Raw genomic sequence first — 601 nt, forward strand, 5'->3', positions numbered from 1 at the left:
GCGGAAATGTTATTTTCGAGACTCGACCTTAAGAACTGCAGCAACTCGTTTTCAGCTACGTGCGCTGCATAATGTTCATTGATGTAGCTAAGCGCTATTTTATCGAGATTCAGCTGTATTCCAGCTTCTTGCTCCTCTTCCGGAGCAATGCGATCAATCTCTTTAAGCCCGATCAGCCTGATTAGCAATGGGAGGGTTAGACCCTGAAGTACCAGCGTGACAAAGATGACAATAAATGTGATAAAAACGATCAGATTACGATGCGGAAAAGCAACACCATCTGATAAATATAGGGGTATTGAAAGAGCAGTTGCCAAAGAGACGACTCCACGCATCCCTGCCCAGCCGATAACCAGCGGCCCTTTCCATCCCGGAGGCGGGTCCTGCCTAACCCTTGCACTTAACCATCGTGGTACAAAGGCAGTAGGATAGATCCATAAAATTCGTAAGACAATCACTACAGCACTTATGAGCAACCCGTATTTAATCCCTTCTGCAATCGAGTACTCTCCCAGTCCTTCTACAATTTCGGGCAGAGCAAGGCCGATCAGAATAAACACAAGAGCGTTCATTACAAAAATCATAGTAGTCCAGGCGCCTA

At 46.1% G+C, this 601-nt stretch carries 1 protein-coding gene; it reads right to left on the minus strand.

Going from position 1 to position 601, the window contains the following annotated elements; translation table 11 throughout:
- Positions 1-572: cation:proton antiporter (locus tag ACNOHI_RS25195; protein WP_420477468.1), on the minus strand; the 572-nt coding region annotated here is incomplete at its 3' end.
- Positions 573-601 lie beyond the last annotated feature (29 nt).

This window comes from Noviherbaspirillum sp. ST9 (assembly GCF_048799745.1).
Lineage (GTDB): Bacteria > Pseudomonadota > Gammaproteobacteria > Burkholderiales > Burkholderiaceae_D > Noviherbaspirillum.